At 44.7% G+C, this 25490-nt stretch carries 31 protein-coding genes; 4 read left to right on the top strand and 27 right to left on the bottom strand.

Annotated features, from left to right (window positions below):
* The first annotated feature begins 27 nt into the window (after window positions 1–27).
* Entirely contained in the window at window positions 28–1482 is a 1455-nt protein-coding gene (locus tag ABTV53_RS07280) for a PTS transporter subunit EIIC (RefSeq protein WP_433751962.1), read from the top strand.
* Between the two features lie 167 nt (window positions 1483–1649).
* Here the strand turns inward: ABTV53_RS07280 and ABTV53_RS07275 are convergent, their stop codons facing one another.
* From ABTV53_RS07275 to ABTV53_RS07215, 13 genes are all read right to left on the bottom strand, one after another.
* A complete protein-coding gene (locus tag ABTV53_RS07275; RefSeq protein ID WP_433751960.1) occupies window positions 1650–2663 on the bottom strand; it encodes a GtrA family protein in 1014 nt (337 codons plus the stop codon).
* Complete coding sequence (locus ABTV53_RS07270) at window positions 2660–3673, bottom strand: phosphodiester glycosidase family protein (protein WP_433751958.1); 1014 nt, start codon at window positions 3671–3673, stop codon at window positions 2660–2662. Before ABTV53_RS07270 ends, ABTV53_RS07275 begins: the two co-directional genes overlap by 4 nt.
* A gap of 289 nt (window positions 3674–3962) precedes the next feature.
* Window positions 3963–4919, bottom strand: a complete 957-nt coding sequence (locus ABTV53_RS07265; RefSeq protein ID WP_433751956.1) for a radical SAM protein — start codon at window positions 4917–4919, stop codon at window positions 3963–3965.
* A 192-nt stretch (window positions 4920–5111) separates the two neighbouring features.
* Window positions 5112–5684, bottom strand: coding sequence for a GNAT family N-acetyltransferase (locus ABTV53_RS07260; protein WP_433751954.1), 573 nt, complete (start codon window positions 5682–5684; stop codon window positions 5112–5114).
* A gap of 16 nt (window positions 5685–5700) precedes the next feature.
* A complete protein-coding gene (locus ABTV53_RS07255) occupies window positions 5701–6357 on the bottom strand; it encodes a pyridoxine/pyridoxamine 5'-phosphate oxidase (RefSeq protein WP_433751952.1) in 657 nt (218 codons plus the stop codon).
* 25 nt (window positions 6358–6382) lie between these two features.
* On the bottom strand, window positions 6383–6997 hold the full coding sequence (locus ABTV53_RS07250) for a histidine phosphatase family protein (RefSeq protein WP_433751951.1): 615 nt from the start codon (window positions 6995–6997) through the stop codon (window positions 6383–6385).
* A gap of 141 nt (window positions 6998–7138) precedes the next feature.
* Complete coding sequence (locus tag ABTV53_RS07245; RefSeq protein ID WP_433751949.1) at window positions 7139–7645, bottom strand: DUF2569 domain-containing protein; 507 nt, start codon at window positions 7643–7645, stop codon at window positions 7139–7141.
* 356 nt (window positions 7646–8001) lie between these two features.
* Complete coding sequence (locus tag ABTV53_RS07240) at window positions 8002–8295, bottom strand: RNA polymerase alpha subunit C-terminal domain-containing protein (RefSeq protein ID WP_433751948.1); 294 nt, start codon at window positions 8293–8295, stop codon at window positions 8002–8004.
* 197 nt (window positions 8296–8492) lie between these two features.
* On the bottom strand, window positions 8493–9029 hold the full coding sequence (locus ABTV53_RS07235) for an NUDIX hydrolase (RefSeq protein WP_433751946.1): 537 nt from the start codon (window positions 9027–9029) through the stop codon (window positions 8493–8495).
* 164 nt (window positions 9030–9193) lie between these two features.
* Window positions 9194–9871 (bottom strand): ABC transporter ATP-binding protein, encoded by a 678-nt coding sequence (locus ABTV53_RS07230; protein ID WP_433751944.1) that lies wholly within the window; start codon window positions 9869–9871, stop codon window positions 9194–9196.
* Window positions 9868–10998 (bottom strand): ABC transporter permease, encoded by a 1131-nt coding sequence (locus tag ABTV53_RS07225; protein ID WP_433751942.1) that lies wholly within the window; start codon window positions 10996–10998, stop codon window positions 9868–9870. Before ABTV53_RS07225 ends, ABTV53_RS07230 begins: the two co-directional genes overlap by 4 nt.
* A gap of 67 nt (window positions 10999–11065) precedes the next feature.
* Window positions 11066–12442: a sensor histidine kinase gene (locus tag ABTV53_RS07220; protein WP_433751941.1), complete on the bottom strand. Its 1377-nt coding sequence runs from the start codon at window positions 12440–12442 to the stop codon at window positions 11066–11068.
* Window positions 12439–13116, bottom strand: a complete 678-nt coding sequence (locus ABTV53_RS07215; protein WP_421898180.1) for a response regulator transcription factor — start codon at window positions 13114–13116, stop codon at window positions 12439–12441. Before ABTV53_RS07215 ends, ABTV53_RS07220 begins: the two co-directional genes overlap by 4 nt.
* 291 nt (window positions 13117–13407) lie before the next feature.
* Here ABTV53_RS07215 and ABTV53_RS07210 point away from each other — a divergent pair, with 291 nt between their 5' ends.
* A complete protein-coding gene (locus ABTV53_RS07210) occupies window positions 13408–14391 on the top strand; it encodes a cation diffusion facilitator family transporter (protein ID WP_433751940.1) in 984 nt (327 codons plus the stop codon).
* 145 nt (window positions 14392–14536) lie between these two features.
* Here ABTV53_RS07210 and ABTV53_RS07205 read toward each other — a convergent pair whose 3' ends face one another.
* The 9 genes from ABTV53_RS07205 to ABTV53_RS07165 form a co-directional block, all read right to left on the bottom strand.
* Window positions 14537–14821: an SHOCT domain-containing protein gene (locus ABTV53_RS07205; protein ID WP_433583282.1), complete on the bottom strand. Its 285-nt coding sequence runs from the start codon at window positions 14819–14821 to the stop codon at window positions 14537–14539.
* A 64-nt stretch (window positions 14822–14885) separates the two neighbouring features.
* Window positions 14886–15320 carry a hypothetical protein gene (locus ABTV53_RS07200; protein WP_433751938.1) on the bottom strand — a complete coding sequence of 145 codons (435 nt, stop codon included), beginning with the start codon at window positions 15318–15320 and terminating at the stop codon, window positions 14886–14888.
* A 37-nt stretch (window positions 15321–15357) separates the two neighbouring features.
* Window positions 15358–16398 (bottom strand): hypothetical protein, encoded by a 1041-nt coding sequence (locus tag ABTV53_RS07195; protein ID WP_433751936.1) that lies wholly within the window; start codon window positions 16396–16398, stop codon window positions 15358–15360.
* 144 nt (window positions 16399–16542) lie between these two features.
* Complete coding sequence (locus ABTV53_RS07190) at window positions 16543–16926, bottom strand: hypothetical protein (protein ID WP_433751934.1); 384 nt, start codon at window positions 16924–16926, stop codon at window positions 16543–16545.
* A gap of 160 nt (window positions 16927–17086) precedes the next feature.
* On the bottom strand, window positions 17087–18058 hold the full coding sequence (locus ABTV53_RS07185) for an aldo/keto reductase (protein ID WP_433751932.1): 972 nt from the start codon (window positions 18056–18058) through the stop codon (window positions 17087–17089).
* Between the two features lie 30 nt (window positions 18059–18088).
* Window positions 18089–18505: a MerR family transcriptional regulator gene (locus tag ABTV53_RS07180; RefSeq protein ID WP_433751930.1), complete on the bottom strand. Its 417-nt coding sequence runs from the start codon at window positions 18503–18505 to the stop codon at window positions 18089–18091.
* A 235-nt stretch (window positions 18506–18740) separates the two neighbouring features.
* Window positions 18741–19604 (bottom strand): phosphotransferase, encoded by an 864-nt coding sequence (locus ABTV53_RS07175; RefSeq protein ID WP_433751928.1) that lies wholly within the window; start codon window positions 19602–19604, stop codon window positions 18741–18743.
* 23 nt (window positions 19605–19627) lie between these two features.
* Entirely contained in the window at window positions 19628–20101 is a 474-nt protein-coding gene (locus tag ABTV53_RS07170) for an NUDIX domain-containing protein (RefSeq protein ID WP_433751927.1), read from the bottom strand.
* A 24-nt stretch (window positions 20102–20125) separates the two neighbouring features.
* Window positions 20126–20671, bottom strand: coding sequence for an HAD-IIIA family hydrolase (locus ABTV53_RS07165; protein ID WP_433751925.1), 546 nt, complete (start codon window positions 20669–20671; stop codon window positions 20126–20128).
* Window positions 20672–21373: 702 nt separating this feature from the next.
* On the opposite strand from ABTV53_RS07165, the gene ABTV53_RS07160 reads away from it, so the two are divergent.
* Window positions 21374–21883, top strand: a complete 510-nt coding sequence (locus ABTV53_RS07160) for an RNA polymerase sigma factor (protein WP_433751924.1) — start codon at window positions 21374–21376, stop codon at window positions 21881–21883.
* Window positions 21884–21885: 2 nt separating this feature from the next.
* On the top strand, window positions 21886–22941 hold the full coding sequence (locus ABTV53_RS07155; protein WP_433751922.1) for an anti sigma factor C-terminal domain-containing protein: 1056 nt from the start codon (window positions 21886–21888) through the stop codon (window positions 22939–22941).
* A gap of 144 nt (window positions 22942–23085) precedes the next feature.
* On the opposite strand, the gene ABTV53_RS07150 is transcribed toward ABTV53_RS07155, so the two are convergent.
* The 5 genes from ABTV53_RS07150 to ABTV53_RS07130 all read right to left on the bottom strand — a co-directional run bounded on the left by ABTV53_RS07150 (window position 23086) and on the right by ABTV53_RS07130 (window position 25441).
* On the bottom strand, window positions 23086–23562 hold the full coding sequence (locus ABTV53_RS07150) for a hypothetical protein (RefSeq protein WP_433751920.1): 477 nt from the start codon (window positions 23560–23562) through the stop codon (window positions 23086–23088).
* A gap of 108 nt (window positions 23563–23670) precedes the next feature.
* Window positions 23671–24198: a DUF4085 family protein gene (locus ABTV53_RS07145; RefSeq protein ID WP_433751919.1), complete on the bottom strand. Its 528-nt coding sequence runs from the start codon at window positions 24196–24198 to the stop codon at window positions 23671–23673.
* On the bottom strand, window positions 24167–24448 hold the full coding sequence (locus ABTV53_RS07140; RefSeq protein ID WP_433751917.1) for a hypothetical protein: 282 nt from the start codon (window positions 24446–24448) through the stop codon (window positions 24167–24169). Before ABTV53_RS07140 ends, ABTV53_RS07145 begins: the two co-directional genes overlap by 32 nt.
* A gap of 27 nt (window positions 24449–24475) precedes the next feature.
* On the bottom strand, window positions 24476–24991 hold the full coding sequence (locus ABTV53_RS07135) for a hypothetical protein (RefSeq protein ID WP_433751915.1): 516 nt from the start codon (window positions 24989–24991) through the stop codon (window positions 24476–24478).
* A 60-nt stretch (window positions 24992–25051) separates the two neighbouring features.
* Window positions 25052–25441 carry a hypothetical protein gene (locus tag ABTV53_RS07130; RefSeq protein WP_433751913.1) on the bottom strand — a complete coding sequence of 130 codons (390 nt, stop codon included), beginning with the start codon at window positions 25439–25441 and terminating at the stop codon, window positions 25052–25054.
* Window positions 25442–25490: the final 49 nt, after the last annotated feature.

Here is a 25490-nt window from a genome sequence, read left to right as displayed (position 1 = left end):
AAATCAAAAAAAGAAAGGAAGAACAATATGCTGAAATCACTGCAAAAGCTTGGAAGATCCCTGATGCTTCCTGTAGCTACCCTGCCTGCGGCAGGTATTCTTCAAGGCCTCGGTCTTCTTAATTATGAAGAGGACATTCCGCTCGGTCCCGTGATCGGGGGATTTCTTAATCAGTATGTAGTTCCATTCCTAAACGAGGGAGCGGGGGCGATCTTCGGCAACCTTGCGCTCATCTTCGCCATTGGGGTGGCAATCGGACTGGCAGGGGATGCAGTCGCCGCTCTTTCCGCCCTGATCGCTTATATGGTGCTGACGCGGATTCTTGGAGCCGTTCCAGGTGTATTCGGCTATATTCCTGACGATGTCAAGCTGGATATGGGCGTATTGGGCGGGATATTTGCCGGACTGCTTGCAGCCTATATGTATAAAAAATATCACAATATCAAGCTTCCTGACTGGCTCGGCTTCTTCTCCGGCAAACGCTTTGTGCCGATGGTCACCGCCGGCTCCATGCTGGTGTTGGCCATCCTGTTCGGCATGGTCTGGAGCCCGATTCAGGATGCCATCGGCGCTTTCGGCGCCTGGATTGTAGGTTTTGGAGGCGTTGGCTCCATGGTGTTTATGATCGCCAACCGCCTGCTCATCCCGCTCGGTCTGCATCATGTCCTCAACTCCATCGCCTGGTTCCAGATTGGAGATTATACCAATGCAGCCGGGGAAGTTGTGCACGGCGACCTGACCCGCTTCTTCAACGGAGACCCTACAGCAGGCATGTTCATGTCTGGCTTCTTCCCGATTATGATGTTCGCTCTTCCGGCGGCCGCGTTAGCCTTGATTCATACAGCCCGTCCTGAAAAGCGCAAAATGGTTGCTTCCATCTTTATCGGCGCAGCGGTGGCTTCGTTCTTAACGGGTATTACCGAGCCGCTCGAGTTCTCCTTTATGTTCGCGGCGCCTCTGCTGTATGTAGTGCACGCTATTCTTACCGGTGCAGCGGCCCTGATCATGTACCTGCTGAATGTTAAGCTGGGATTTGCGTTCTCTGCAGGTCTGATCGATTACCTCGTGAACATGAAGCTGTCGACCAATCCGCTGCTCATGATCCCGGTCGGACTCGCATTTGCGGTCGTCTATTATTTCCTGTTCCGGTTCATGATTGTCAAGTTCAACCTGAAAACGCCGGGGCGCGAGGATGACGCTAATGATGCCAATGCCCCCACTGATACTTCCGCCGTGGCAGCGTCCGCCGACACCAAGGCTGGCAAAGTGCTCGCTGAGATCGGGGGAACAGATAATATCGAGAGCATCGACGCCTGCATCACTCGCCTCCGGCTAGTTGTTAGGGACGACAAAGCCGTCAACGATCGGGCGCTCAAACAGCTTGGCGCTTCCGGTGTCATGAGGCTCGGTGGTGGAGCAGTGCAGGTCATCTTCGGCACCCAGTCCGAAATCCTGAAGGATGAGATTAAGAAGCTGATGTAACGCTCGTCCTCCTGTGAGTATAAAAGGTCGAGAACAAGGGTATGCCTACCCCTGTTCTCGACCTTTTTTGTTAACCAAGAAGCGCAGGATATTCTTTTGAAACGGTTTTGATTGAAAAAAGAGAGCAAGCTATATAGCTATATGTCCACTCTCTCTCTCTCTCTGTGTTAATAGACAAATCTGCGCTGTGCCCAATAGCTGAACAAAAAGATGGACACCTCCGTCAATAATTTGGCTGCAAGCAGCGGGATAATTAATGTTTCATTATAAAAGTACAGCAGTCCGTAATTTAATAGCAGTACCAGAATGACCAGTGAAAAGTATTTCGGTAATGACTGGTGCACCTTGGAGGTTTTCCCGGCTGAAAATACGTACTTCCGATTCATCGTGTAGTTGAAGATGGAGCTGCACAGCCTTGCTGCGACAACCGACAGAAACAGATTATGCGTGAAATACTGGATGACGAATAGTAATCCAAAATCAATCAGAGCAGACAGAACCGAAGATGTGCTGAACATCAGAATGGGCATATAGATACGGAACGAATCAACCAGTGGGCGGAAATGAGAGGACTCATTGTGATCCAGATACACCGTATCAATAAACTCCTCGGTAATCTCATACCCTTCCTTGTGTGCCGTTAACAACATGTTCATCTCGTATTCAAACCGATCCCCGGGAATCTGGTTCAGCCAGTCCAGCATGGCGTAGGGAAAACCGCGTAGACCCGTTTGCGTATCATATACTTTGGTACCTGTCGTGAGGGAAAAGACCGCTCGTGTGACTGTGTTGCCAAAACGACTCCGTGCTGGAATTTTACCACTGAAACGACGACTGCCGAGTACAATTCCGGGTGTCGTTTGTGCGAGCAATACTTCGAAGATACACTTAATATCATGTGGCAGATGTTGCCCGTCACTGTCTGCACACACTACACCGCCCTGAGGTCCATACTCTTTAATGTACTGAAAGCCTGTCTTCAATGCTCTGCCCTTCCCGAGATTGGCGGGATGTGTCAGGACCGTACAACCATAGGCTTCTGCCGTTTCGAAAATTCCACGGTAACCGGGTCCACTGCCATCGTCCACTATCACAATAGGTCCAAGTTTAAATGTCTGTAACTGCAGAACAAGATTCAGTAAACGCACATCGGGTTCATATGATGGAATTAATATCGTCATGATCCTTGTCCCTCCGTCAGATATAGAATGTCACTTACGCCACGTTCCTGGTTACGCCCCAGTGGATTATTGACGACCCTGCCCATAAAATACATCGTGGATGAACCGCCGCCGTCCAAGTTGTAGGCTTCGGTTGCTCCGAGGCCTTTCATGACATCAGCCAGTTCCGCCAGGGTCATGCCACGGCTGTCATCCTGCCGTCCGTCCACCACCACGAAGACATAATGATTCGGAGCAATCATGCCGATTGCAGTTCTTGGATTCGCGTCCTGAATGGAACGGTTGCCGAAGTTGTTGTCAATTTTAACACTGCTAAAATCACTGACAATCTCGCCATCCTGTATCAGAATGGGCCCGAAGGATAACGTATTGGTGGCACCTTCAGCCAGCAGTTCCGAGGAAGAAATCTCGTTCTCGTTATATGTTTTCATGGTCCCATTGTTGAACAGGGCAAGTGCATCCCGCGTCGGGCTGTCCCGATACAATGTTCCATTTCGGATAATGACACCATCATCACGGAAGCCATAATAGTCACCATTAATGGCAAAGATCGCATTGTTGGCAGCGGCAATCTCTGACGTATTCTCGGTAATGTTCGTTCCAAAACTGTTATCCGCCAGTGCTGTTCTCAGGCTGCTTGCATCCGTTAGCTGAACATCAGCGACATAATACGTAATCTGATCCGAGCCAGAGCCTGTCTGTACTTTTTCAATATTGACTTTCATATCATCACTCGAATAATTCCAATCATCTGATGTTGCATTCACTTCAGTCGTATTGGTCGCAGTACTGCTGGAATCATTGGTGTTGCCTGTTGTTGCCGTTGCCGTGTTCTCATCCGCCACAACCACCTGCACATGCCGGATCAGATAACGGTCAGCAAGGCTGTACAGGATTCCACCTACTGCAAGCACGATGACAAGTGTGATGATGAGCCATCTGCGCTTTCTTGGGGAGATCGGTCTTTTATGTGGGTCTTTCCGGTTTGGTTTCTCATAGATTTTCATCATGTAAAGCTCACCTCTTCATCTAAGTCTTAAGGCCATATTAGGCCGGGTAGCTTAAATGAATCTGAAACCGAATGAATTGAACTAAGGAATATTCACACTGACACTACGATGACAGAACAACCTTCCAATCGCTGTTATTGTGTGAATGAATAGTTCAATAAAATAAGGTGATCCGTTTTCCCATTGAGGAAAGCAGATCACCTTGATTTTCAATCTATAGAACCCTGAAGGTCATTTCTATCGGAATACATATTTTATTTAACACACATATCTTCAACAGGTCTTCCTGTTATGCGTCTGCAAACAGAGCATCGTATGCGGGACAAGGGCGCTTTTCCAAAAATTCCGTTAACGCCGGGGGCTGCTGGGCAAAGATATCCTTTAACGACGTTCCGTTATAGATATTGCCAATCACGACAGGATGACATAACTCACAGATGAGAATATCCCCGTTGCCGTGCAAGTGCAGCTGTTTCGTGCCATCCACACAATTCGAGAAATACACACCAGGTTGTTCACGCAGATTCAGCTGTTCAGCGAATCGGTCCATACAGGTGAAATAGAGCGTTGTATCTGACTTTTTATGCTCAATTAATTCCGTTACAGATCGAACAAGAGACGCTTTGGATACAATCTGGCTCCAGTCAGTATGCGGCATCTTAATGCTGTTCTGGATCTCATGGATGCGCACACCCAGATCATACACCTTATCGCTAATGGCCTGCATGTTCGCTTGATTACCTTCAAACAGCAACGTTTCCAGCACCGTCTCCAGACCGGCCTCCGTGCACAGACGGATATTCTGCTCCAACCTTTCATACATGCGAGGATGCACACGGTAGTACGCAGCATAGGCCTCTGCATCCGTATAATTGAACGAGATATGGATGTTGGACAAGCCTGCATCCCGCAATGCAAGAATTCGTTCTTCAGTCAGCAGACTGGCATTACTGTTCAATTGTGTATCGATGCCATGTGCCGCACAGTACGTCACGATCTCCAGGCAATCCTGGAATTTCAGAGTAACTTCTCCCCCTGACAATCGCACGCGTTTGAGACGAGGAAGCTCACTAATAATACGGATGACTTCCTGACTACCGATGCACGCTCCATCATCCCGATTGTAGGCGCAGCAATAATCGCATTTATAATTGCAGTTCGATGTCACTCCCACTTCAAGCCCCTCCAGCTCATATATGCCGGGTGTTTCCAGTTCGAGTGATTTATATCTGTTTTTGGTCGTCAATTCGTTGTACCTCCTGGTTCCTTCATTCAATCCACATTTGGATAACTTGAAGAGTATAGCGGATGGCACCCGGTTGACGATATGACATTATGTACGTTGCTTGCTGAAAACAAAAATAAAACCCATTTCCTCAATGATCGGGAATGGGCCAGAGCTTGGCATATGATTATTGGATTAAAACACATTCTTTATTTAATACGAGTTATAGAAGTCTTCTTTTAATATGGCATACATCTTCAGATCCTGAAGTTCATTTTTCACCTTCATGTATTTCCTCAACACACCTTCAAATTGCATGCCTGCCTTCTCCATGACCTTGGCGGAACCTGTGTTTTCCACCAAACATCTGGCCTGTATACGCTCGAGCCCCACTTCGTCAAATCCAAATTGGATGATCCGTTTCACCACTTCGCTCATGTAGCCTTGATTCCAATACTGATCAGATAACACATATCCCAGCTCGACTCTCCTGTTATCGCTATCACACCCTAGATAGTTACAACTCCCAATCAGCCGCTTGGTTTGTTTATCTTCAATGCCCCATGGGCCTATTAAATTCACATCATACCGGCTCATGACAAAATCCAAAAAAGCTTTGGTATCTTCTTTGCTCTGATGTGCGTCCCAGGTAGTGAACTCCGATACAGCAGGTACAACACAATAACTATACATATCATCCAGATCATCATAGGTAAGCCGCCGGAGTATCGTCCGTTCGGTCTCCAACACGGGAAATGGTTCGAAGAAGCTCTCAATCGTTTTCATAGACTCACCCTCCAAATCAAGGCCACAATCGGAATGTCTTCCACTGCCCATCTTGCATCACATATTGGACTCGTACATGCTTGCGCTCTGAATCTCCCTGCCAGAACTCCACCTCTTGTGCATTCACGGCATATAATCTCCAATGAGGTGTAACGACACTGGGGTCACGGCTTATCATTTCTTTCTGAGCTTCAATGGAATGATCCAGCACTTCCTCGCTATCCAAAACCTCACTCTGATGCCCTGTCAAGGCAACTGCTCTCGCTCCAGCTGAACGTTTGCGGAAATCAATAGCGCCCGCTTGATCTCCCTGATCCTCAGCAACGCCCCTTATCCGAATCTGTCTTCCCAGGGAAGGCCAATAGAAGGTGAGAGCCACATGCGGGTTTTCCTTCAACTGCTGCCCTTTTCGACTCTCGGAACTGGAGGCAAAATAGAATGTTTCGTCAATTACGTTTTTCAAAATCAACACCCGCGCATCAGGATAACCGTCGTGATCCACGGTAGAGATTGTCATCGCATGAGGTTCTTTCACTTCATTTTCAACCGCCAATCCCAACCACTCCAAAAATAACTTCCCCGGCCGCTCCGGCAACTGCCCTGTATCCCAGGTTGGAAATGGGCCGGATAAAGACTTCAAACGTTGTAGCAGTTCAATGGGTTGATCACTCATGTCATCGCCTCCGTCTTCTATTTTTCTAATCTAGATGACTTAACACATTTGCGTTGCTAAGTTTCCAACCAAGCCTTCCCTTTTCAACGGTATGTACACTGGTGTTGTCCATAGGATAAAAGTTGGACTTATTGCTCCATTCCCGCTTCTCAAGCAGATAATACAGGATGTTAATCACTCCGCCATGAGTAATTAACAGGACATTGGACTGGGCTGTGTGTTCCTCTACATCTCTAAGAAGACTCTCGAAAGATCTGCTTATCCGGTTATAAAAATCCCTTGGACTTTCTCCTCCCGGAAAAGGGACCTTCATCTCAAGGGTGTTGAAATAAACTCCAGGATAATGTTCTTCGGCATCCTTATGGAGCATACCTGCTAAATCTCCGTTATTCATCTCCCGCCAATCTTTCATGAAACTAGCCCGCATGTTTAATCTCTTCTCAATTTCCCGTGTTGTCTGCGCTGCACGAGGAAGATCACTGCTAATAATCGTATGTATGTTGTACTCCTCAGCATGATGAAGCAAATATTCTCCCAGTTTTCTGGATTGATTGATTCCCTGTTCCGTAAGTCCACGATCGCTCCATCCGCCTCGATATCCTTCCTCGTCTATCCCATGCCTTACCAGATAAATTTTCAAGATCTTCCCTCCTTTTCCCTTCCAACTGAACAGATTCCTTAACACAGATACATACTTTACGTTTATAGATACTATCAATAGAATTAAAAAAACCGACCTCAGATAGCTTCTATCCAAGATCGGGTATTTCCTGCTTATCTTTTATCTTACAAATGTGTTATGAACTCGCTCGGATTTGATAAAATAAGGAATCCAGATCGCACAAGTAAGTACCGACTTGCCAATATCTCTTAACGAGTTTCCATCCTCAAGTTCTCTCGCCATCGGAATCTGAAGCAACAATAAATAATCAATGACACTAACGGCTAGACTGACACTATAAAATATGATCATAAGACGAGGAAAAATCGATTTTTTACTATACAAAGCAATGATGGTATATATGCTAAACACTAGAAACAGTGCGTTATATACCGTTTCAAAAATAACAACCGGTCCCCATAGCGGGTGATAATATTCAGATTGCTCTGAAGTTAGCAACTCCCAAGTTTCTGCTGTAAACATGGGCAAACAATACAGAACCAATTGGAGCGCCAGGAAAATCAACGTAAGAAATAATCCAATCTGGACGAGAATCAGCCAACCACCTAAACCCGATACGCCTAGTGGACGGTAGTCTGTCTTTTGCTCTTGAATATGTGGTTCCACCTCGTAACACTTCCTTAACCAGTTTTGTTTTTCTGAGATGAGTCTTCCTCGTAATAGTACTACTCCAAATCGAATCTACGGGTGCTTCTATCTCCTTACTCCAAGTGCGTTGTATGTATGTTCTGATACTCTTCTATAGCTATCTCCCCACCCTCCTATCATATATAATTTTACACAACTTCCTTATTGTACTACGAGTGTCAAGTACTATATGAAGATGATCAGCCCTTTAAGCAGGCACGGCAGGATTTTCGCCAGGATCGTCTGTTACTCAGTGAAGGTAACTTGTTGTATCGGGTAACGATGGAGGGGATTACTTCCGCTTCTGGTTTGGATTAGTGGAACAGCGAAGAGGGTTATTTCTTAAAAGACAATCCCTCTTCTTCCAAAGCGCTTCGCAATTTAGGCATAACAGATGGCCCGATTCCATGCAGCTTCAGGATCTCTTTCTCCGTGTACTCCGCAAGTTGTAGTAGTGTTGTAATGCCTTCATTCTCCAAGGCACGTCTGGCGGGAGCTGACAATAAGGCTAGAAATCCCTCTGTCGGTTTACGTTCAGCTTCGCACGTTGGACAGATTGGGCAATCACTTTTTTTATAATACGAATGTCCTTGTTCGCATGTTCTGAGTGTTCCTTTATCGTTTGCCATGTGGGCATCCCCTCCTGGATTAAGTGTTGTTACATTCGGTTAAATCACAATCCATACTCCGCAAAAATGGCTGCATATTTCTTTTCAAATATCGTCCAGCGCTTTTGGGATCCGTATTTGTCATGTAGTTGCTGTAGATAGTGCTTGGCTTCGTCCTTTTTTGTTCAGAATCATGTCTGTTCCATTTTATAAAGATACTATTTAGCTTCTTCTCGCAGTACATAAGCCAGTTTGTACATTTCCGCAATGTCATATCTGTTCTGTTCCTGGAACCTCCGAATTGCTTCATCAATCTCTACCACTTCAACTGCAACCACCTGCTCGCCATCCTCTGGATTCAGCGGATCACTGACAAGTTCAACATCTCCATATCCGATGATTCGCACAAAATGGGGATGTGGGATATGTGGCCGATACGGCTCCAACGTACTGGATGTACAGTGGAATTGGCCAAAAATCTGATAGGAACGCATTTCTGCCCCAAGTTCCTCCATCAGTTCGCGCTTCAGTCCGTCCATATACGGCTCACCTGCTTCAAGCGTCCCCCCAGGCAGCTCCCAGTCTCCATTATCCAGTTGGAAAACAACACATTGATCCCCGACAAACGGAATGATGCTGATATTGCTCACCAGCGTTTCATCCACGATCTCGTTCAATCTGAACTCCGCCTCAATAATCCCCCAATGAATCGACGTACTCAGTGCCGGGAACTGTTCTGTATTCAAGCTGCTCATCCGCACCGTTCCTCTCTATGTAAAATAAAATCTCTCATCTATTATCTTCTCTTCCAATTATAGATGAAAATGAAGAAAGAAGGCCACCTTCCCACCGGGAATATATGACCTTCTCGTCCTTAACCACATCAGATCGTTCCGTTCCTGACAACTCACCTAATGTTCTAATGCTGCACCAGCTTTCCCTTTTCCAAAAAAAGAACCCGGCTACAGAGCGGCAAAATCCGCTCATCATGCGTAACCATCACGGCACTCTTGCCCTGCTCCTTTACGAGCCGTGCAATCATGCCGACAATATCCAGCCCACGCTCCGCGTCCAGGCTGGCTGTTGGTTCATCCGCAAGCAGGACAGCCGGATCGTTCATCAAGGCCCGTGCAATGGCGACCCGCTGACGTTCCCCGCCTGACAGCTTCTCCGCATACGCCTTCCGTCGATGAGTCAAGCCTACCGTATCCAGCAGCGCATCCACTCGTTTCTCCGCTTTGCTTTTATCCGTTCCGGCGAGCTTTGCAACGACCATGAGTTGTTCTTCCACTTTTAGATACGGAATGAGATTGGCACTTTGAAATATAAAACCAAGCTGCTGTAGTCGCATATCGGATATGTCCTGTTTGCTTTTGCCCGTGATAGAGGCTCCATCCAGTAGAACCTGTCCTTCCGTTGGTTCAAGAAGTGCCCCAGCAATGGACAAGAATGTACTTTTACCCGAACCGGAAGGCCCCATCACAGCTACAAGTTCCCCTTCGGCAACCTCAAGGTCCAACTTGTCCAGTATCGTACGTTTGCTGCCGCCATCTTCAAAGCTCTGTGTAATTCCTTGCAATACCAATCGGTTTCTCATGCTGCAGTCCTCCCAATCGCATCAAGTGCATCAATTTTGGTAACCTTCCACACCGAGAATAACGAACCCGCCACAGACATGAGGATGAATAATACACAGGTCAAGGCAAGCGTGGATAAACCTAATTGAAACGGCATCGATGCTGGCAGAATGGACTCAAACAGTCGAACCAACAGTACGCTAATGACCAGACTACCAACCGACAAGACCAAGACTTGTAAAGAAACACTACCCGCCAGATATCCATTCCGCGTTCCGATGGCTTTTAATATACCGAACTGACTCGTTTTCTGAATCGTGATGACATAGAAAAAAACTGCAAGCACAAATGCGGAGATGACATATAGAAAAGCGATCATCATAAGCAACGATCCCTGCTCTTCCTTATATCCAGGAATCGCCGATACGGCATCCGACTTCGTGATGATTTCCGTATTAGGCATTGCAGCACTCAGACTATCTACCTGCTCGCCTTCACCCTTGATCGCAATGGCATTGTACATTGGAGCATTGGCGTTGGTGTCAGCTGAACCTTGTGAAGTTCGTGAACCTCCTTGAAGCGTAAGCCATTCCTGTTCATTCAGGAACACTACCGGGGAGTGACTGAAGGACTCATTTTGTACAAATCCACCAACGGTCCACTCCATTCCCGAAGCTTGATCGACGAGAACAGTGCCAATCGTTACGCCAGATTCAGACAACTTATGATCTACCACAACCTGACCTTTGGTCTGATCCGTAATCGGAGATCCTTCGGTAACCGTTGGAGCAAGCCAACCTTCCGGGTTCACCATGAACAGCGTGACATCAATCTTTTTCGTGTCGCCTGTTGGACTAACGGTTGTCATTTTCACACCGAGCGGCTCAGCGTTCTCTTGCCCCACCACGGAGCGAGCTTGATTAAGTTGATCCTGATCCACTTGTGACCGGGTAAACCGATGATTCGAATCCTGTTCCAGCACAAAATGGGATGCTGCCATATTTTTGACCGAAGCTGCGTTATCATACGCCAGCCCCTGTGCAAGACCTGTAACAAACAGTACCAGAAATGAAACCAGCACCATGATTGTAGCAATTAAGGCATACCGCCCTTTGGCATACCTCATTTCCCGAATAGCCAAGTACATGTTCTGTGACCTCCCTCTTGATAACCCAAGTATAGGAGGCGAAAATGAACGGAAAATGAATAACAGATTACATCTGCCGAAGGGTCACGGTGAAGACCGTACCCTCAGGCGAACTGGAAACCTCGATTGTACCGTCATGAATTCGAATAATTTTCTGCACAATGGCAAGTCCAAGCCCGGTTCGTCCGGAAGAACGTTCCCGCGCACGGTCCACCCGATAAAATCGATCGAACAGGAAAGGCAGATGTTCCGCAGCAATTCCATCCCCTGTATCCCGAATCTGAATCACACACTGGTTATCTGTCTGCTCGGCATGGATCTCGATGCTTCTTCCCTGTGGCAGATGATTCACTGCATTACCCAGCAGATTCATCCACACTTGCATGAGCAGTACTTCATTGCCAACCAGCTGGATGGATTCGGGCACCGATATCCGGAGCAGCAGTTCTTTTTCTTCCAGTTGCCATTGCAACACCTGAACCGCTTGCCTGAATTGATCTCGAAGAGAGAACTTTACTTTGGACAGATCTTCGTTGCCTTGTTCAAGGGAGGACAGGAGAAGCAGTTGTTTACTGAGTAAGGAAAGATGACGACTCTCCTCCTCAATGATCGATGCATAGTGCTCTCGCTCCTGTTCAGGCAGATCCCGATCCGCAACTAACTGGGCAAACCCCTGAATCGAGGTCAGCGGTGATTGAATCTCATGGGATACGTTTGATACAAACTGCTGCCGTGCCTGATCAACCCTCTCCAATTCACGACTCATCGTCATGAAATGCTGGGCTAATTGTCCGATCTCGTCACGCCGTGCGGTGGGCAATTTCAGATTATATTTTCCTTGTGCAATACGCTTGGTCGCCTCGGACAGACGTTCAATCGGATGAACCAGATAGCGGGTACTGATCAGAAAGATCAGAATATTAATGCCCACCGTAAATGCCCCAATCAGTGCAAAAAAGATTCGCAGCTCACCGAATTGCAGAATTACATCCGGTCTCATAAAGAGGGCATAATTCGCATTGTCCAACTGTAGATGAACACCCACGGTGTTACTTAATTGATTATCGAAGAAACCGGTAATGAACGGTTTGCTTGGAAACTGCGCGACGCCATGGTATACCTCACCCCGCAGCACCAAATCTACCGCTCGCTTGTCAAGGTCCTTCTCACGGAATTCGCGGCCGTAGAATTGGTCGTTGCCTTTTCCATCCGTCACATAGATTTCGTATCCAAGATCGGCGGCATTGTTCAAATATTGCTCCATTGTGTCCGGTTGCTGCTCCACAAACTGTTTCATTTGCGTCGCGATGCCTACCAGCTTCTCATCATTGAAATCCTTGAGCTTAGCATGATAGTAGATATTCGACAAAAGAAAACCGAGCATGCCGCTGACCACAATCACCGCAACCGTAATGAGGAATACCCGAACGTACAAGGTCCTCAAGGTGCTTTCACCTCCATCTTGTAACCAATGCCCCGGACCGTTTGGATGACGAAATCATCCGTATAATCGGCAAAACGATCACGTAGCCGCTTGATATGTACATCAACGGTACGGTCATCTCCTTCGTAATCTGCTCCCCATACAAGCCGAATGAGTTCATCCCGCGAGAACAAACGCCCTGGAAACTGCGCAAGTTGTGAGAGTAATTCAAATTCTTTCATGGGCAAAAAGAGAATGGATTGCCCGTCCGTAACCTCCACATTGTTACGGTCAATAACGATCCGATTCATGCGGATGATATCGCTGGATGTGCGATGGTATCGGCGAAATAACGCTTTTACCCGATAGACCAGTTCTTCCGGTTCAAACGGCTTGGTGACATATTCATCCGTTCCTTTCAAATAACCGTCTCTCTTGTCAGACAGCTGATCTCGTGCCGTCAGCAACATAATTGGTATGTCGTAATGCTGCCGAATGTAATCACATAACTCCAGTCCGTCCATGCCAGGCATCATGACATCAAGGATCGCCAGATCGATCGGCGTTTCTTGCATCAATTTGACCGCTTCCAGTCCATCCTGCGCTTCATGAACCCGATAGCCTTCCTTGCTCATGACATGCCGGAGGAGTGCTCGAATATTCGCATCATCGTCTGCCAGCAGCAGATGTTTCATATGGTTGTCCGCCCTTCTATGTAGCGAGAACATCTCACTATGATCCTGCACAGATGGTAGCACAAAAGCAATCTCATTCGCCAGCACGTGCATGGAGATACACTGATCATGTTTACATTTCCTTAAATCTGGTTGACACTAAGATGAGGCGCAACTATAATAAAACCATAACATATGAACAAAAGCTCATATATTCATTTGTTATTGAATAACCATTGCTAAAGATTCATTTATAACCACACTAGAAATCATATTACATAACGGAGCCTCGCTCCAAAGGAGAGGATTTATATGTCTGGACATCAACACAGTCATAACCATGGGCACGATCATGGACACAACCATGCTCACACCACCAATAACAAGAAAGTACTGCTGTTTTCCTTCATCATTATTACTGTCTATATGGTCGTTGAAGCCATTGGCGGATTCATTACCAACAGTCTTGCTCTCATCTCGGATGCAGGCCATATGTTGTCTGACTCCATTGCACTCGGGATCGCTTTGCTCGCGTTCACGTTTGGTGAAAAAGCAGTGAATACTGGCAAAACGTACGGATACAGAAGATTTGAAATTCTGGCTGCCACGTTAAACGGAATCACGTTAATCGCCATTGCGCTCTACATTTTCTACGAAGCCATTGGTCGATTCATTAACCCGCCAGAAGTTGCAACCGTAGGTATGCTGATCATCAGCGTCATTGGTTTGCTCGTGAATATTCTTGTTGCCTGGATCATGATGCGTGGTAGCGATACGGAGAATAATCTGAATATGCGCGGTGCTTATCTACACGTAATCAGCGACATGCTGGGATCGGTTGGGGCCATTGCGGCAGCACTGCTCATGATGTTTTTTGGCTGGGGTTGGGCCGATCCACTCGCAAGTGTGATTGTCGCGGCACTGGTATTGCGTAGTGGTTTCTATGTCACCAAGTCCTCCCTGCATATCTTGATGGAAGGCACTCCGGCCAATGTGGATGTAAATGACCTGGTGCAGACTATTAAACAAGTGGAAGGTGTCAAAGGGGTACACGATGTGCACGTCTGGTCCATCACCAGTAACCTGAATGCGCTGACCGCACATATCGTGGTGGATGGAACGATGGATGTGTATGCATCCGAGATCTTGGTTCAGAAGATTGAACATATGCTGGAGCATAAAGAAATCAAACATGTGACGCTCCAAGTGGAGTCTGAGAAACATCTGCATGACACCTCGGTATTATGTACCGTCAAAGGCGACACACCAGATGCCCATGCGCATCATCATCATTGAGATGGATACGAAATAAGCTACAAACCAAAACAGGGCATATCCCCATTGAAGGGAACGCCCTGTTTTTTTGTTTATTGGCAGAAATTCAGTTTTTTACATGAATAGAAAATGGAATAGCCTTTACCTTATCGCACCAGACTCTGGACTACTTGTATCTGGAGAGCAACTTCTCTTTCTTCTGATCAAATTCATATTCTGATATGATATTTTTCTCTTTTAATTCACCCAACTGTAGCAGCTGTTCATGAACATTCACAGGGGTCTTTTTTCTCTTGCTAGATATGATTACAGCTACAATCGAGAAAAACAGACCATACAGGACAGCCAAAATCCCCATTCCTGCTGCGGCTTCCGAACTTTCCAAGAAAGCTACTAAAAAGAAAAAATTGAGTACGTACCAAATAAGACTGACGATCGATAATGCTTTCAATGAATATTCCTCCTAAAGATTATGTATGTTTCTGTTCAAAAATCAGGAAAGGTCGGTCAGAAGACTAAATATTAACCTCGTCCCAGTTTATGATGACGTATCCAAGCTGAAACAACAGGATGACAATATAACTGATGTTGATACCCAAACTGGTCTTAACTTTCTTGATCTGATCCAAGAAATCTTCTTTGTTCATTTTTCCGCGTTCCAGCTTGGACTTCATCTTTTGTTTTTCTTTCCATAACATGTAGAACTCAAGTATAGCAAATATTCCCCATGCCAATGGATATACCAGTAACACTGCATTAGCAACTGACAGCAGCATAAGGGAACCTTCATCCAAACCTTTCTCAATTCCTAGCTTAAAGCTTACATTCACACTCAAAGTCAGAATGACTAAAACAAATCCTATAAAGCTTAAATACGGTGTGAATTTGTTGCTTCGCATGTGTTGTTCCTTTCCGGCAATCTCCATTTGTCTAGTGACTATTTCATTCACGATTGCAGACTCCCTGTAGCCCAAGTACTCAACTTCATTAATCTCCGCCACCACCACAAGATGAACAGCTGGATGAGCTGCAAGAAGACTCGGAAGATGATCCCGAGGATGATCCAGATCCTCCTGAGGAACTACTACTGTCCGTACATTGATCCGCATAACAGCTGGAACTGCTCGTGCAACCACTGCTTGATGAGGAACCATAGGCTGCCTTTTCCTGTGGAAGAATTTCCTGCTCCAGCCGGCCCATGTGTAGCCCATATGTCGCCTCATTATGCATGGAGTAATACACCATGGCGCTAGCCATGACGAGAGCTACATCGCTACTTCCGGAAGATGCTGGAGATAGCTCTTCTTCACTTAGCGTTGCGGATCTTCGTAGTTGATCAATCAAGTAGGCAATCACCTGAGCAGCTTCAGGATCCTCCTGCATGCGTCTGGCATGAAACAGTTCATTCACCAGTTCAGATTGATCTCCCTGTGCGATCAGCTTCTGTGCATCACTGGATAATGGATAAGTGAAAAAATCACCCCAGATTGCAGCACTGTAGGGGGTGAACTCGAATAATTGACAGTACACCCAGTCAAACCATGCACGTGCTCCTGGCGTTTCGCGGCGGGTGATTGCAGGCTCATGGTGTACCGTGGAACCCATGAATTCGGCACAAAAGTCAGCGTAAGATTTCGTAAACATTAGCATCTCATGCCACAAATCATCTACCTCATCACTGAACATGGGCACCTGCTTAAGTAATGAAGCCATAATGAAATATCGCTTAAGCTCTATCAATTTCCACCGATACTCCAGCGTTTTCATGTGAGGATATTCCTGTTGAATTCGGATCTTGAGTTTGTTGGCAAAATGCTTATTGTAACTCTTCTCCAATTGAAGAATGGTTTGCTGATAGGAAACTTCTTCTCGAAGTCCAAGATTCAATGGTGCTTTTTTTCGTCTGTACGTAACTTTCATCTGTTTTCTGCGTCTTCCTGCTGCTGGTCGGAAAATCTTGAGCTTACGTCGAACCAAATAGGCTGTTACAACTAATAAAACTGCTGCAAGGTAGTAGTAGATCGGCATAAAAAACCGCTCCTCTCCGTTGATCTTCTCTATGTAAGGTTAAACTATCATTAGTATAAATGAGGAACGGCAATGATTAATAGAGCCCTTTGGCATACATGTCCGGGCTCTATTTTTGTATATTTAGTTGGTTGTTGCTCGTTGTTATGTCATGGCAACGATCACACTCGTTATCAGCATCAACAACGTTACGGGCGCCCAGATTCTTCGTTCCCATACACTTCTCGTGATCAGATTCAAAATCGTCCCCAACACCAAATACCCCACAATAAACCAAATCGCTGTCCTTGCCAAAACAGACCACTGGGGCCAAAGCAATCCTGCTTTACTCAGAACAATGATACCCATAAATGCCAAAATCGCGATCTGAACTATGCAGGCAAAACGCATGGAGATGGGGTATTTCCCGGGAAACTTCCCACCCATAGCATACTCGCCCCACGGTACACCTACCGCTAAAGCAACTTGAAAGAGAATCACGATCAGAATCAAAACAGTGAATACGATTGCTGACGTTAATACGACCATGAGCACGCTCCATTATTCAATGTGGTGGTAGAATCACTCCATGATTGGGGTGCCTTATTTCAGTCATAGATCCTTCATTCTCTACAGCGATGTAACAAGAGTGTTCTCTAAATTATACAGGATGTTCCACTAAATCATACTTTCTTTTTTTGCCTCATTTTTACCCGTTAAGCTGAGTCATCATTTCTTTCATATAACGTGTTCCATGGACCTCATTTTGGGGACTTACCTTTTCAATTCGAGCTAAGTCATCAGGTGTCAGTTCAATCGTTGCAGCGTTCGCATTTTCCTCCAGATATTTGATTCGTTTCGTTCCCGGAATCGGCAATGCGTTATTAGCCATTGTCCAAGCTAAAGCCAATTGTGCAGGCGAACAACTCTTCTCCATGGCAATCTCTTTGATTTTATCCACAACTTCTATGTTTTTGAGGAAATTATCTCCTTGGAACCTCGGCATATATCTGCGCAGATCATTAACATGCAAATCTTCAAAACTCCGTATCTCACCTGAGATAAACCCTCTGCTTAATGGACTGTATGCAACATGTGTAATATTCAGTTCTCTCGCAGTCGGCAGAATCTCGTCCTCAATATCCCGGCTCCACAGGGAATATTCGCTCTGCAACGCAGAAATCGGATGAACGGCGTGTGCCCGGCGTAAAGTGGAAGCCGATGCTTCCGACAGACCAAGGCAGCGGACTTTCCCCTCTTTAACCAAGTCAGCCATCGCCCCAACCGTTTCCTCAATCGGAATCTGAGGATCTACCCTGTGTTGATAGTACAGATCAATATAGTCGGTGTCCAGTCGGCGAAGACTTGCTTCTACAGCCTTTTTCACGTAATCCGGATGACCATTCAACGTCTCATAGTTCGGGGTATACGCAAATTTGGTAGCAATAATGGCCTGATCGCGACGACCCTTCAGCGCTTTCCCCAGTAGTTCTTCATTATGACCATTACCGTACACGTCAGCTGTATCTAGCAGTGTAACTCCAATCTCCAACGCGTGATGAATGGTCTTTATGGACTCCTCATCATTGGTTTCCCCGTACATGCCTGGAGACATGCCCATTATTCCCAACCCAACCGAAGATACAACAATATCGCTATTTCCCAGCACTCTTTGCTTCATTTCTCCATCTCTCCCTCCGTTAGTATTAGTCTAGTCTTTGCCGATGCTTTCCATTTGGTCTAGCAGCTTGCTTTCTGAAGGAAGCTTTCCTGACTCTATGTCTTCATAGATCGTCAATTTGTTATTCACCGCTGCAAGTGCTTCAGCAATCTCAAGTTGGCGGCGATGTAATTCCTCTTTATATTCGTGAAGGATCGCTTTCCGTTGTGGAATCGTTGAATCACCATCCAGCGCCAGACTAACCATATGTTTCAATGTAGAAACCTTCATACCCGTTGCCCGGAAACAGGACATCAGTCTCATCCAATCCAGATGCTCTTCCTCGAACATCCGATTTCCATGTTGATCCCGCCTAATGTAAGGGAGCAGTCCCTCCTTCTCGTAATAACGAATTTTATGTGCAGGACAACCCAGCCGCTCGGAAGCTTCTTTTATCGAAAAAGCCATAATGCTGACTCCTCCTTTATGTTCATTTATGGATGCATTTGGCCGGTTCTTTTACATCCTAAGGCTTCATGTTCACATTAAGGCAAGCACAAATTTCAAAAAAATTCAGAGGAAAAGAACCTGGAGATACTGGCTACTGCTTCGTATGGCGCGCTTGCCACCTTTGCCTTGAGTGGATACAGTGTTGTTTAGTCTGAACTAAGGCATTTGCGATAGCTGTAGAAACTTTGCTAGTTCAACGTTCCCGACATAATCGTTTCCATTCCTGCCATGCCTTCAAGTATTCAGGCAGATCGTCAGGATGATGTTTGTTACTTAACCCAATTCGGCAATATAGATGAACCAGAGCTTCCTCAATCAATCTGGATTTATCCATATCTACATGTTCTAACAGTTCGAACGTAGTAAATAAGGTTTCGGTGTTGATATCATCCGGCGAGGAGCTAAAAGCATACAAGAAATCATAGAGGATAGGTCCAACCATTGGAGAAGGGTCAATAACGCCGATGAGTTTATTTTGATCGTACACAAAATTATGGACCCCCGTATCGCCATGCAAAAGAAACTTCTCCTCTTCCTCATGAAACAGGCGATCCACTTTGGATTGAACCAGATGATAATCATCTGTCGTTAAAATACTTCCGATATTCATCTTGGCTTCATGAATACTAATCCGATTGAATTCTTTCCATGTCTTCTGTGGGAACTCCATTCTGCCCCATGATTTCGTATCTGTAGAACGCACATATGTATTGAACATCTCTTTCACCAGACGTGTTAACCAGTCTCTCTTCTGCCCCCGGTTGAAATGGGTCGTGCCTTCCATATACGTATAAATAAAATAATTATTCTCCGGATCAGTCAACAAAACTTCAGGCAATAACGAAGAATGCTTATACGTGTCCAAAAACTGCTTGGTCATGAGAATCTGTTCGGGTTCATCTGATTTCAGAATATAGTGCTTATTGAGACTGGTACTTAACCGATAAACACGTCCAGTTGTGGTACCTGATAAACTTTGAATTTCAGTAATCACTTCGTTGATATGATGCATCTTGAATAAGTTATTGATCTCATTTATCGTTGGATTGATTAACATATGGTTCTCCTCAACATGCTGAATTATCTTTCAAAATGGGCTCGTTCTTCTTGATTGGAACTAAAAATATAATCTGGGTACTGGTTTGCCATGGGTGGAAGCTGATCCTCGGGGAAAAACTGCAGTTCCTTCATCTCTTCATTATCGGGCGTGAGTTGCCCCGACTTGATCCTGCAATCAAATACGATAGTCAAATACTCAACCTGATGACCATTACTGTATGTAAAGCGTCTATCTTCACCCCCGTACACTCCGAGAATCTTCTCCGGTTCAACAACTAGACCCGTCTCTTCCAGTGCCTCTCTCGCCATCGCTTGCGTCGGTGTCTCACCAAGCTCAATGGCTCCGGCAATCAATCCCCAGGTTGATTCGTTATGTTTACGACCGAACAGAATCTCCCCTTGTTCATTTCGGATAATTCCAGCCACACCCGGCATAAAAATAAGCTCGTTGCCGATCTTGTCCCTGAGATTTTTGTAATAGTCTGACATGCCCATACACAGTTACCTCCTTTTTTTCTATTATCTGGATTCCCTTCCATGAATGATCCATTGTACGGCGTCCCAAATATCTGCTGCGATATAATCAGGTTCGGTCTCCATCCATTTGTCTCTAAATTTCTTTAATGAAGATTCCCCCCAGCCTGTTCTCACCATGATCTTGGTCGCTCCTACGGCATGGGCAGCAAGCATGTCTGTATCTCCCACATCTCCAATAACTATGCATTTGGATAAATCCAGACCGTGTTCCTCGGAGGCCTGTAATAACATACCGGGTTTAGGCTTTCTGCAACTGCATTCTTGCTCATGCGGACATATATAGGAGTGATCGAATCCGTACTCGCGAAATTGCGCTTCAAAATCCTCAACACTTGCTTCTCCACGTGAGATCCGGTATTGATTGGTAAAAGCCAGTACCATAATTCCTTTTCGTTTCAAAAGCCTGATTGCTTCCAACGCATTTGGGTATAATCTGAAATCTCTCGGATGAATAAAATGACCTGTACCACCGATGGTTCCATCCCTGTCTATAAAAACAGCTTGTACGTTCCCATTTACATTCAGCATGTCTGATCCTTTCCGAGAACATATTATTGGATCTCTCGCCTCTGATCTAAAATCGTTTCCCTATACTTTCTCATCAATTATATGCTTGCTATCATCTTGCTGCTTATGGTTTTGCTGTTTTTTGATTTCAGTTTTAAGATAGTGTACTTCTTTAATTAATGCGTCCAACTTTTTCGATGTTTTGGATGAATCTACGGCATACCGTATGATTGCCGCAAAGATAAGAACTACAATAAAACATATCAGTGATACAACTAGAGCCACGAAAAATTCCATAATGGTGTCCAACTCCTTGCTGACTTAAAACGTCCATTGTCTAATGGTACCATTTTATTGAAATTAGAATAGCGGAAATCCACTTTTTTAATTCACCAAAACTCTCCTTCTCACCATAACTCAGCGAATTGATCCTGTAGTTGCTGACTATTGTACGCATCGTCATAGTTCATATTCCCGGTATGAAACGCACGTTGCCGGGCCTGTACCGCTCGTAGATGTTCCTAATTTGACAAATTGCACATCCAGGGCTCCGGAGTGGCGCATTTGCCAAATTCGCTCATCTAGCCGGAATCCCGGTCGATGATATAGCAGCCTGTTGAACCCTCGTTATCCTCTTTAAATAAATTTCCTAAAAATTTCAATTTTACTGTAACATTATTTGACTTGACCCGTTGTCTAAAGAGAAGGAGGAGGAAACTTGAAATGAGGAGTGATCTATATGCAGAACTATTCAAGCAGTACCAATCCTCCCTGCATCTCTATCTATACCGTATGTGTGGATCTCAGGAGACTGCTGAGGAGTTAGTTCAAGAAACCTTTTACAGAGCCATGGTATCCATGAAAGCCGAGCATGCAAATTACGCCAGAGCCTGGCTATACAAAGTAGCTCGGCATTTATTTATTGATTGGTATCGTAAATATCGTGGAGAAATTCAAATGAATCGAGAAATGGAACAGCAAGCGACAGAAAATACATATCGTTCCCCTGAAGAAGTGCTCACAGCTCGTGAACGTACCCTTCGTATTCAACAAGTTATGAAGAAACTTCCCGAACAGTATAGAACCATTTTGTTGCTAAGAGAAATGAACGAGTTATCTTATAACGAACTTTGCGAGATTCTGGATATGAACATGAATCAGGTCAAGGTCACCCTTTTTCGTGCCAGAGAACGATTCAAAGTAGAAATGCTTCTAATGAAAGGAGATAATTAATAATGCCCAACAAATCAGAGCATGATGAGCAACGTGTACTCCAGGAAGATTATTTTGAGAATCAGCCCCCTGAATGGGGACAAAAACAGTTTAAACGAATGGTATGGAAAACGAGATGGAAATTTTTCCTTAATGCAGGAGGAGCTCTTTTTTTAGTATTTATGGTTTATCACATTTACGTGTCAGCTCTCCATATCTATTTTGATCAATCAGAGGTACGTAACAATTTCATGCGGTCCATTATATCTGTTGTTGAAATGCATGGTGACGGACTTCGTGTAGAAAAAAAAATAAATGTTCAACCTTTTGAAGTAACCCCGTTTTTAACTCAAAAAGCTAATTTGAAAATATATCGACATGTGGGTTCATGGGAGGTAATCACTGGTGAAATTCATGCTAAACTCAGTATAACTGGTAAATTCACCTATACGATCACAAACACAGGAGCCTATATGAATGGTAACAACCCTGGCCCGTTCTACCTCCCCTACTCCTTAGTAGATGGTAAACCTGTTCATGATGATTCTGAGGACAGTATTAACATAAATCGGCTTCGTAAAATTGATGACGGACATGTCGCAGAGATGTCATTATCCTTGAAGAATCTAGCGTCTCCCGATCAACTGATGCAGCTTCTTACAGATTATGATGTTGCAGTAACCGCCATGCCGATCTATTCAGGCGAATTAAAAGATCAAGATATCTCTTACTCTCGCGCAGGTATGTTCAACTATAATATTCCTCATTTGAGTCTTAAACCTCTTTCTGAATTCAAAGAGGATGGGGCAAATTGGTATAACTATTTCATTCCAGAAGATTCAGGTCAGATGCAGGAACAGGTTCAAGCGATGATGTCTGATCTAAAATGGATGTCAGACCATCTTAAGTACAGTGGTGCTGAACTGGATAAACGACGTTTTGCCTATTTAAAAAAGAATGGCGTACAAGTATATGGTGCGGTGGTTACTGGTCCCGTACGAGAGTTAGAGAAGATTACAAAGCTATCGGAATTCCATCATTTTCAATTGAATCGTGTGGAGATATGGAATTGGGATTAAAATTTATCATAAAAAGAGATGATACTTTTTTTACATAATAGTATCATCTCTTCTTTCGTATTTTCTTTGTAGTGTGTTACATCATCTCGTGAACATCGAGTGATTTGTCACTCTGTATGCCTCCCGCCCCGTATTGTCTTCCACTCAATCTAAGGAGTTGCAAATAACACAACCCAAACAAGAGCGATATGCTCCATGTTTTTGGCATTTCGGGTAGCCTTCAGGAATTGTCGGTTCGTATTCATCCTCTTCGTCAAGTGTGGTCCATTCCATGTAATGTTGTTCATTAACATGATTCTGGTTGAATGCCTGAATCACCGTGAGAAAATGATGAAGTGTCATGCGACTCCACTCCTCACCAGGAACATAATCTAAGATGTGCCATTGAGTTTTGTTTATAGCCGTATCAATCATTCTCAACATAAACTGCTTCATTAAATCAACATCATTTTCCAACCATGGCATCTCATCAAGGTCGAATCCTACTGTCCCACGTCCAACCACATTCTGATCTCTCTGCGCCAGCCAAATCACAAACTCCTTTTCTCGGTCTGTTTCAGCGATCAGTGAACCACTAAGAACCAATATTTCTATAAAAACGGAAGTAGCGGTATTCGTCATTCACAATGGTTCTACGATATGTTCTGCAGAAAGAGGCATCGATATTCATTCATTGTATCCTGTCCCCCTTAGGCGTTGAAGGCAACATTTCACCTAATCTCTTGCCCCTCACTCTTCTTCCACCAGAATGTCAACACAACGAACAATTAGCTCAGGCATATTCTCTCCATCAAATAGAACATGAAGCTCATATCCGTTATCGATCCGGTACAGCTCCTGATACAACCAGTAAGTGCCTACAATCCCACCATCCTGCTTGATGATTTCTGGTGCAACCAGCGTAAGTTTGTTTATATTGGTGAAGCCCCCGCGGGTGTCAAAACGAATGAGCACTTCCTCTCTTGTCAGCAGTTCCGTTACCGTACAATCATGAAATTGAACCCGTCTATGTATTTCATCGGGAATATCCTGTGCTATAATGGCTTCCCAGTATTCATCCGATACACGCTCCATCTCTCTCCTATTTTCTGCACTCTGTTTCTTCAGCTGTAGCATAACTTCTTTCGTACAGTAGCCCAATGTAAACACACGGATATCCGCAATTTGTTCAAAGATCTGCCGTACATAATAATCTGCGATTAATTTCTCAATTCGCTCTCTTTCTTCAGCAGCCATCTGATATACTTTTTTTATCATCTTCCGATATTTCATTCCCACTAAAAAACTTTTCAGCAGGGACTAAAACATGACCATTTTGCTCCAGCAAAAAACGAGGATCTATATTGTACATCTCACGCTGAAGCTCTATATACTCTTTTTCTTTTCTTTTATACCGTCGTAGGAAAAGTGCTTCATTTAACTCATACGTTCCTCTATGTACCCTCATCCCAAAATGAAGTCCTGTTCGTTGACACAGCTCATACCATTCTTTCGTTAGATATTTCATGGGCATCTCTCCTGCTGATTTTTAGATTTACTTTGCTATGGAAGCGTAAAGCTTTTTAATTTGTGACGAGAATTGAGCTGCACCTGGAATATGTGTGCGTTTAAAATAAGCTGTTAATTGTTTAGGATGGTTTTTGACCATATCATATTCAATGATGGTGTTAGCGATAACAGATCTCGTAAAACCTAATACCTCGACCACTTCAGATCGATCTCCTGCCTCAAGCTCCTCGCCTTCTGGAAATTCTCCATCTGGATCATCTTCCAATTGTTCACTGAATGTTAAGCGAGCCAGAACGTAGGACATGATGTGGTCCTTATCTCCGTCCATCTGCTCCATGATCCACTGTATACACTCTTCTTCGGTTGGAGACGAGACGCCAAAGCCTACCAGCACATATTTCCGTTCACTAAATGATTCCATTAGCAAGGATGCTTCGAAACTGGCATGCTCGACAAATTGGACCTGAGGTTTAAGCTGAATGATTTCAGCTGTTACCTGTTTATACCGATCACTCGTTAGAAATTGCTCTATGGTTTGCATTTGCTACGCCTCCCCTATCTTCAGCCTTAACAATTCCTTATACTCAACAGACGTACGGGTCTACGCCAAGGTTTGAAAAAATCTGTGTTTTATTTCTTTGTCGTTTCGCGCCGCCCATTCATACACAGCTTCTACGCCTGCGGACTCCTGACCTCGTTGAAAATAAAAACATAGATCCATCGGCACTAACCGTTTACCGTAGAGTTTGATGCCAATCCGTCTGTAATTCACATAAATACACTCAATCTGAGATGCATCATATCTCTTATGTGTTGTAGAGATCACATGATCGCTTTCCAGCGTAATACTGGGTTTAGTGAAAAATAAACGCCAGATCAGGAAAACGATATAACCCAGAATAAAGGTTACTATAACGATCAGGGAGTACTTCAGAATCCCATTTTTATCGTAAATACCATCCCTGAGAAGTATTGCTTCAATGACCAACATACATAATAGGCTCAACCATGCTCTTGGATAAATCGTCTTGTATGTGATG

The organism is Paenibacillus amylolyticus (assembly GCF_050990605.1).
Lineage (GTDB): Bacteria > Bacillota > Bacilli > Paenibacillales > Paenibacillaceae > Paenibacillus > Paenibacillus amylolyticus_H.
This window is presented reverse-complemented; position numbering and strand designations above follow the sequence as displayed.